This window comes from Methanocalculus sp. (assembly GCF_030651615.1).
Taxonomy (GTDB): domain Archaea; phylum Halobacteriota; class Methanomicrobia; order Methanomicrobiales; family Methanocorpusculaceae; genus Methanocalculus.
Map to the genome: position 1 here is coordinate 1 of NZ_JAUSCG010000218.1, position 5,630 is coordinate 5,630.

The following is a 5,630-nucleotide window of genomic DNA, read 5'->3' on the forward strand; positions in this document are numbered from 1 at the left end:
CCACAGTACCTCTGGTTCTACTGGGTCACTATCTTCTGGGGAATTGTTGTTATCTGGAATTTTATAAATCTTCGATACAAAATCCCCCTCTTCTCAGATGAATGGGAAGAGAGGAAGATTCAGGAGATACGTGAGAAGGAGCGAAAGTAAACCGTCTCACCACCACGCATGTGTCCTTGTAGCAGGGTGTATGAGTACAGGATCATCCGGGGTCTCCGGATTATTGATCCTTCTGTCTACTGGGATCACATCTATCTTTTCGGTAGAGAGCTCCGGATCTAACCCGCGAATCCATCGTTCCTCTCCCCTCTTCGAGAGGATATACGGCATCCTCTGGTGGATGGCACGCACCGGTTCGATGGCAGAGGTGGTGACGATACAAAATGATGCCTGCAACTCATCATAGAGACCTGCAAACGATATGATTGTGTCCTCTGGAAAGGAGAAGTAATATGGCTGCCTTCTCATCCCTTCGCCCTTCCATTCGAAGAAGCCATCGGCAGGGATGAGGCAGTATGATAATCCGAATGGGATCTTCGGGGATATCCCTTCAATCCTGGCGTTTATCCTTTGTATCCCGCCTGCTCCTTTGATCCCAAAGATCGCATCTCTCAGGTGGTGATCACCGGTGATCACCGGGAGGGACTGTCCGGGTGCGGCGTTGTATCGCGGTACATAATCCGGTCCTCCAAATCGTTCTGCTAAAATCCGGGTTCCGATGATAGTATAACGCGAACACATGGAACTACTTCACCTCTTCTCGTGTGGCAGGATCGAAGCACATGCCCGTACCGCTGTGAGTGCAGCCTCTCCCCGTGCAGTCAGTATATAGTCCCCCCGATCATTCTGCTGGGTGATCAATCCGGCATTTGTTAGTTTTCTGATATGGAAGAGGAGATTTCCACCCTTAAGTTTCGTTTTTTCAGAGAGATTCGTAAACGATCTCGGCTCCATTGCCACCATGTCCAGAATCAAAATCCTATTGCTATTTGCGATCGGTTCAAGGATCATTGTTGCAAGATTGTCATATGGAATCTCAGTTATTATTCGCTCTTTATTGTATATGCCAAGAGAATGGAGGAGGTCTATCTGCTTTTCAAAGAGGTTCCAGACGATATCGAAACAGGTTCTGCATCCTTCTTTCTGCATCGAAGAATCAAGTTGTTTCAGCTTGTCCTCAAATGATGCGACGATTTCGGAGGGGACATCCCCCTCACCGATCAGACCAGCTGTTGCCTTGAGAAATTCTGAGAAGGCGATAAAGCAGGTTGGATTCATCGGGCATGAGCGTGTCATCCCATGGGTCAGTCTCTTCTCTGCATTGAGGGTCTCATGTTCCTGAATGACAGCAGAGTATTCGCATCTAAGTCGTCTGACACGTTCGTCACTCTGCATCCTGCCGATGTCCTCAGAATAATGCATCAGATCTCTTCTGAGTGCAGAGATCTCCTGTACAAGATCCTTCATCGTCTCCCCGGTCATGATGATATACTCCTCATCTTAAGTACATAATTATGACGCTAAAATATATTATGCTAACCTTGCAATAGATAAATGGTGATACCTGATATGACCACCCCAAATGAGAAGAAAACGATCCGGGATGAACTGTACAGCCAGATAACCGGTGCGCTTGCAAATGCACCATTCCCTCTGAAAACTCCGGAAGAACTGCTTGCAGCTTTTCCGGCCGGTGCTGATACGACCTGCAGTGCAGGCGGTATCACTCTTCGAGCAGGCGATGCAGGTGGTCTCCTCACACAAGGAGACTTTCCGATCACAAGCGGAGATCAGATCGCTTCGATCATCCTTGATCGTGCCGGCATCTGAAAATCCCCTTTTTATATGAAATGCGTGGGAACACACATTATTTAATCTTGTATACCTGTTGCCCTTGTGGGCATCATGTATGATTTTTCTGAAGAAAAAGGGGTTAAGAAAGGTTAGATCTGTTTAAAGCAGAGGTACCAGTCCTTGCACTCGTACCCCTCTTTTTCCCGGAGCTCGACCTGTTCAACGGTCTTTGGTGCGGGTACAACGACTTTGTCACCCGGCTGCCAGTTGGCTGGTGTTGCGACACCAAACAGGTCGCTTGTCTGAAACGCCTTTAAAAGACGAACCAGTTCGGGGATGTACCTGCCATTTGTAAGCGGATAATAGAGGATGCAACGGACGATCATCGATGGGTCAATGAAGAAGACTGCACGAACGGCTGCAGTGCTGCTCTGGTTTGGATGGATCATCCCAAAGAGGGAGGCAACCTTCATATCAAGGTCTGCGATAATCGGGAAGGGTATGGCAACACCCATCTTATCTTTGACACTCTTCACCCAGGCAAGGTGGGAGTGGATGCTGTCGATCGAGAGGCCGACGAGTTGGGCGTTTAATGCTGCAAACTCAGGTTCTGCTTCGGAAAGAGCAATAAACTCTGTTGTGCAGACCGGAGTGAAGTCGGCAGGATGCGAGAAGAGTACGACCCACTTCTTATCTCTAAAGTCAGAGAGCTTCATCGGCCCATGGGTTGTGACCGCCTCAAAATCAGGTGCTTCTTCACCGATCATCGGCATTCTGGGCTCGCAATCACAGTACATATCTATATCATCACACATCATCCTGTCACTCCTTCATAATTTCTTCCATTGCGGTCTTTCCATACACATATGCGGGCATGCCGGAGAGCATGAAGGTGACCCTGAGGCCCTCTTCGATCTGTTCTTTTGAAACTCCGAGCTGTTTGGCGCCGGCAAGCTGTGCACGGACAGCATGTTCGTCCCTGAGGGCGGCGGCAATTGCAATAGCAAGCACTTTCTTCGTCTTCCTGTCAAGTGCTCCATCCGCCCAGATGTGCTGGTCGAACTTCATAACCATCTCAAACATCTCAGGTTCCTTCTCCATCAGCCCACGGAAGAAGAGCGGAACCTTGCCGATCTTCTCTTCAAGGGACTTCATATCCTTTGCCTTCTTATCCATCGCCATCACTCCTGCAATTCCATCGGCTGGCCGCAGCAGATCAGTTCGCCGCCGCCTGCCTCTTTGACTTCAACGACGTTTCCACAGATTTCGCAGATGAAGACCTGTCCTTCACTTGAAACATTAACCATCTTGATCACCTCACTTCCATGCTCACCTGACTGCTCCGTTCCGCATAATGATTATGCGGGGATTAGAGGTTTGATTTCCCGCGTTTTGGAGGGTTCATGACATCCTCCGGGGTTTTTATGTCCGGTCGTATATGGGTCATCGGGAAGCACTGATACTCAGCACATTCACAGGCAGGGCATTTCCTGAGATCTTCTTCGGCCTTGGTCAGGGTCATCTCCCTGCCACAGTCAATGCAGACATACTTGCCTGGGTTTGCCTTCGTTCCTGCCTTTACAATTTCACAACGTTCTTCTGGATTTGCCATCGATCATTCACCAAAACCTGAATGGGTCTTGCCAATATATAACTATTGTGAGTGAACTACGCCCCGCGTTCGCAGGGAGTCTTCCCGCCCCACCCCTTCAACCCCGCGAAGAAAATATCACTTGATCTCCACAGGAGGGTTTTATCTCTTCTGATTGTCTAACCAGTCGTATGGATTGTCATCTTGTTGCACTCCTTGGAAGCCCCCGAAGAGAAGGAAATACTGCCATACTCTTACAAGAAGCGATCAGAGGATCAGAAGATGCCGGATGTATCGTTGAGCTTATCTGGGTGCCCGGACTCCGGATCAAGCCCTGTATGGAGATCTTCGTCTGTAAACAGAAGCCCGTATGTGCGATCAAAGACGAGATGCAGGTGTATTATGATATGATCAGGGATGCAGATGGCCTGATCGTTGCTACCCCGGTGATGACGATGGGTGTGCCTGGTGCGCTGAAGTCATTTATTGACCGGTTTCAGGTCTTTTATATGGCAAAATATGAACGCAGAGATCCCCTGGTTACACCGGATCAGAGGAAGGTGCGTAAGATGCTCATCCTCTCAATAGCCGGTATGAATATCAAAAATCTCTTTGCCGGTCTTCTTCAGACGATGCACGCCTTCTCTGAGATCATCGACTGCCCGCTTTGGGATAAGCTCCTCCGGGATGATATGGATACGATCAGGGATATCACCACCCGGCCAGAGTTGCTGAAAGAAGCATATGCAAAAGGGTATGCCCTCGGTGAAGCGATCAAAAGGGCACAATCAGAAGTAGCCCTCGCCGTGGAGTGAGCAGAAGCCCTTCTCTGATACGATGATATGATCGATTACACGGATTCCAAGGAGATCGCCCGCCTCTGCAAGTTTTTTTGTGACCGCAATATCGTCAGAGCTCGGTGTCACGTTTCCTGATGGGTGGTTATGCATCAGGATGATCGATGCTGCGCGATCGCATATTGCGTCAGCAAATACCTCCCGTGGGTGGATCTGACTCTGGTTTAAGATCCCTTTTGTGATCATCCTGCTCTTAATCAGCTCATGAGCCCCGTTTAAGGTGATACAGATGACATGCTCCTGCCGCTCTGAACGGATATCCTCAGCATAGGGGAGTGCTGCCTCGGGTGTTGTTATCTTCTGACGAAATGATCGGTTCTGATAACGGATTGTCAGCTCGAATGCAGCGATTATCTGACATGCTTTTGCCTCACCGACACCCGGGATCTTCAGCAGGTCTTCACAGGAGATTTGGAGGCCTTTCTTACCAAGACAGTTGCAGATCTCAGCGGAGAGGGATGTTACATCGTGGCCTTTGATGCCTCTCCCAATGATTGCAGCAACAAGCTCGTTATCTGAGAGGGCAGAAGCACCACGTGATCGAATACGTTCGCGTAGCCGGTCGATCTCGGGTGTTTCACGAATAAGGCGATCATCCGGTTCGATCTTCATACTACTACCTTTTTAGATTGGTTTTGTTTAAGGATGTCGTTCGGGTGATCCAAAACATTTTTGGTCTTCAGATGCCATTGAACTGGTATGGCAACCGAACAGGATATTATGGAAGCATTCGCCGGTGAGTCCCAGGCGAACAGAAAGTATGCAATCTTTGGTGAGAAGGCAAAAGAGGAAGGGTTTGCCAATGTGGCCCGCCTCTTCAGGGCCGCTTCCCGGGCAGAGGAGATCCATGCCCGCCGCCTCCTCAGAGTAGCGGGGCTTATACAGACGACTGCACTGAACCTGGAGGGGGGTATCGAAGGGGAGACCCATGAATTCATGTCGATGTACCCTGAGTTTGTTAAACAGGCAGTTGCTGAAGGGAGAAAAGATGCCGAGATCACCTTCACCCATGCGATGAAGGCAGAAGAGGTGCATGCAGGTCTCTACAAGGATGCGCTGGAGGCAGTCTCAAAGGGTAGCGACCTTCCACCAGGTGACGTGTTACTCTGCCCGGTCTGCGGAAATATCGCCCTTGGATCGGCTCCCGAGAAGTGCCCGATCTGTGGGGTTCCGGGAACCAGTTTCCTGACGGTAGAATAGAGGATCCCTCTCTTCTATCCAAAGATTCTTTTATCTTCGCGGTGTTCATTGAAGTACTGTGGCACTGAGATGGAAGTCAGCTGATCGCGTGGCGCTTGGCGTGGTTGCATTGATTGCAATCATTACATTACTTGCATTTTTCCCGCTCGTCAAGGTGATCGTCCTCGCCCTCTCGCTTGCGGTTGTTC

Annotated in this window: 11 protein-coding genes; 4 read left to right on the top strand and 7 right to left on the bottom strand. The window is 49.6% G+C overall.

What is annotated here, in order from left to right; translation table 11 throughout:
• The coding region (locus Q7V06_RS10450) for a 2TM domain-containing protein (RefSeq protein WP_370650841.1) at positions 1-150 on the top strand (150 nt) is incomplete at its 5' end.
• 6 nt (positions 151-156) lie between these two features.
• Here the strand turns inward: Q7V06_RS10450 and Q7V06_RS09230 are convergent.
• Entirely contained in the window at positions 157-741 is a 585-nt protein-coding gene (locus tag Q7V06_RS09230; protein WP_304840822.1) for an SOS response-associated peptidase, read from the bottom strand.
• 9 nt (positions 742-750) lie between these two features.
• Positions 751-1,482 (bottom strand): winged helix-turn-helix domain-containing protein, encoded by a 732-nt coding sequence (locus Q7V06_RS09235; RefSeq protein ID WP_304840824.1) that lies wholly within the window; start codon positions 1,480-1,482, stop codon positions 751-753.
• A gap of 72 nt (positions 1,483-1,554) precedes the next feature.
• On the opposite strand from Q7V06_RS09235, the gene Q7V06_RS09240 reads away from it, so the two are divergent.
• Positions 1,555-1,830, top strand: a complete 276-nt coding sequence (locus Q7V06_RS09240; RefSeq protein ID WP_304840826.1) for an MTH865 family protein — start codon at positions 1,555-1,557, stop codon at positions 1,828-1,830.
• A gap of 113 nt (positions 1,831-1,943) precedes the next feature.
• Here the strand turns inward: Q7V06_RS09240 and Q7V06_RS09245 are convergent, their stop codons facing one another.
• From Q7V06_RS09245 to Q7V06_RS09260, 4 genes are all read right to left on the bottom strand, one after another.
• Positions 1,944-2,609 carry a peroxiredoxin gene (locus tag Q7V06_RS09245; RefSeq protein ID WP_304840840.1) on the bottom strand — a complete coding sequence of 222 codons (666 nt, stop codon included), beginning with the start codon at positions 2,607-2,609 and terminating at the stop codon, positions 1,944-1,946.
• A gap of 7 nt (positions 2,610-2,616) precedes the next feature.
• Entirely contained in the window at positions 2,617-2,970 is a 354-nt protein-coding gene (locus Q7V06_RS09250; protein ID WP_304840828.1) for a carboxymuconolactone decarboxylase family protein, read from the bottom strand.
• 5 nt (positions 2,971-2,975) lie between these two features.
• Positions 2,976-3,101: a desulfoferrodoxin FeS4 iron-binding domain-containing protein gene (locus Q7V06_RS09255; protein ID WP_304840830.1), complete on the bottom strand. Its 126-nt coding sequence runs from the start codon at positions 3,099-3,101 to the stop codon at positions 2,976-2,978.
• Positions 3,102-3,163: 62 nt separating this feature from the next.
• A complete protein-coding gene (locus Q7V06_RS09260; RefSeq protein ID WP_304840832.1) occupies positions 3,164-3,406 on the bottom strand; it encodes a hypothetical protein in 243 nt (80 codons plus the stop codon).
• 170 nt (positions 3,407-3,576) lie between these two features.
• Between Q7V06_RS09260 and Q7V06_RS09265 the strand changes: the two genes are divergently transcribed.
• Positions 3,577-4,200, top strand: coding sequence for a flavodoxin family protein (locus Q7V06_RS09265; RefSeq protein ID WP_304840834.1), 624 nt, complete (start codon positions 3,577-3,579; stop codon positions 4,198-4,200).
• Here the strand turns inward: Q7V06_RS09265 and radC are convergent.
• Positions 4,174-4,854 carry a DNA repair protein RadC gene (gene radC / locus Q7V06_RS09270; RefSeq protein ID WP_304840836.1) on the bottom strand — a complete coding sequence of 227 codons (681 nt, stop codon included), beginning with the start codon at positions 4,852-4,854 and terminating at the stop codon, positions 4,174-4,176. The two genes, Q7V06_RS09265 and radC, sit on opposite strands and share 27 nt — an antisense overlap.
• An 87-nt stretch (positions 4,855-4,941) precedes the next feature.
• Between radC and Q7V06_RS09275 the strand changes: the two genes are divergently transcribed.
• Positions 4,942-5,442, top strand: coding sequence for a rubrerythrin family protein (locus Q7V06_RS09275; protein WP_304840838.1), 501 nt, complete (start codon positions 4,942-4,944; stop codon positions 5,440-5,442).
• Positions 5,443-5,630 lie beyond the last annotated feature (188 nt).

Excerpts from the sequence above, each read along its gene's own strand:
- Q7V06_RS09275 (WP_304840838.1), top strand. The coding sequence starts at position 4,942 with ATGGCAACCGAACAGGATATTATGGAAGCATTCGCCGGTGAGTCCCAG.
- Q7V06_RS09255 (WP_304840830.1), bottom strand. The coding sequence starts at position 3,101 with ATGGTTAATGTTTCAAGTGAAGGACAGGTCTTCATCTGCGAAATCTGT.
- radC (WP_304840836.1), bottom strand. The coding sequence starts at position 4,854 with ATGAAGATCGAACCGGATGATCGCCTTATTCGTGAAACACCCGAGATC.
- Q7V06_RS09265 (WP_304840834.1), top strand. The coding sequence starts at position 3,577 with ATGGATTGTCATCTTGTTGCACTCCTTGGAAGCCCCCGAAGAGAAGGA.
- Q7V06_RS09245 (WP_304840840.1), bottom strand. The coding sequence starts at position 2,609 with ATGTGTGATGATATAGATATGTACTGTGATTGCGAGCCCAGAATGCCG.
- Q7V06_RS09235 (WP_304840824.1), bottom strand. The coding sequence starts at position 1,482 with ATGACCGGGGAGACGATGAAGGATCTTGTACAGGAGATCTCTGCACTC.
- Q7V06_RS09240 (WP_304840826.1), top strand. The coding sequence starts at position 1,555 with ATGGTGATACCTGATATGACCACCCCAAATGAGAAGAAAACGATCCGG.
- Q7V06_RS09260 (WP_304840832.1), bottom strand. The coding sequence starts at position 3,406 with ATGGCAAATCCAGAAGAACGTTGTGAAATTGTAAAGGCAGGAACGAAG.
- Q7V06_RS09250 (WP_304840828.1), bottom strand. The coding sequence starts at position 2,970 with ATGGATAAGAAGGCAAAGGATATGAAGTCCCTTGAAGAGAAGATCGGC.
- Q7V06_RS09230 (WP_304840822.1), bottom strand. The coding sequence starts at position 741 with ATGTGTTCGCGTTATACTATCATCGGAACCCGGATTTTAGCAGAACGA.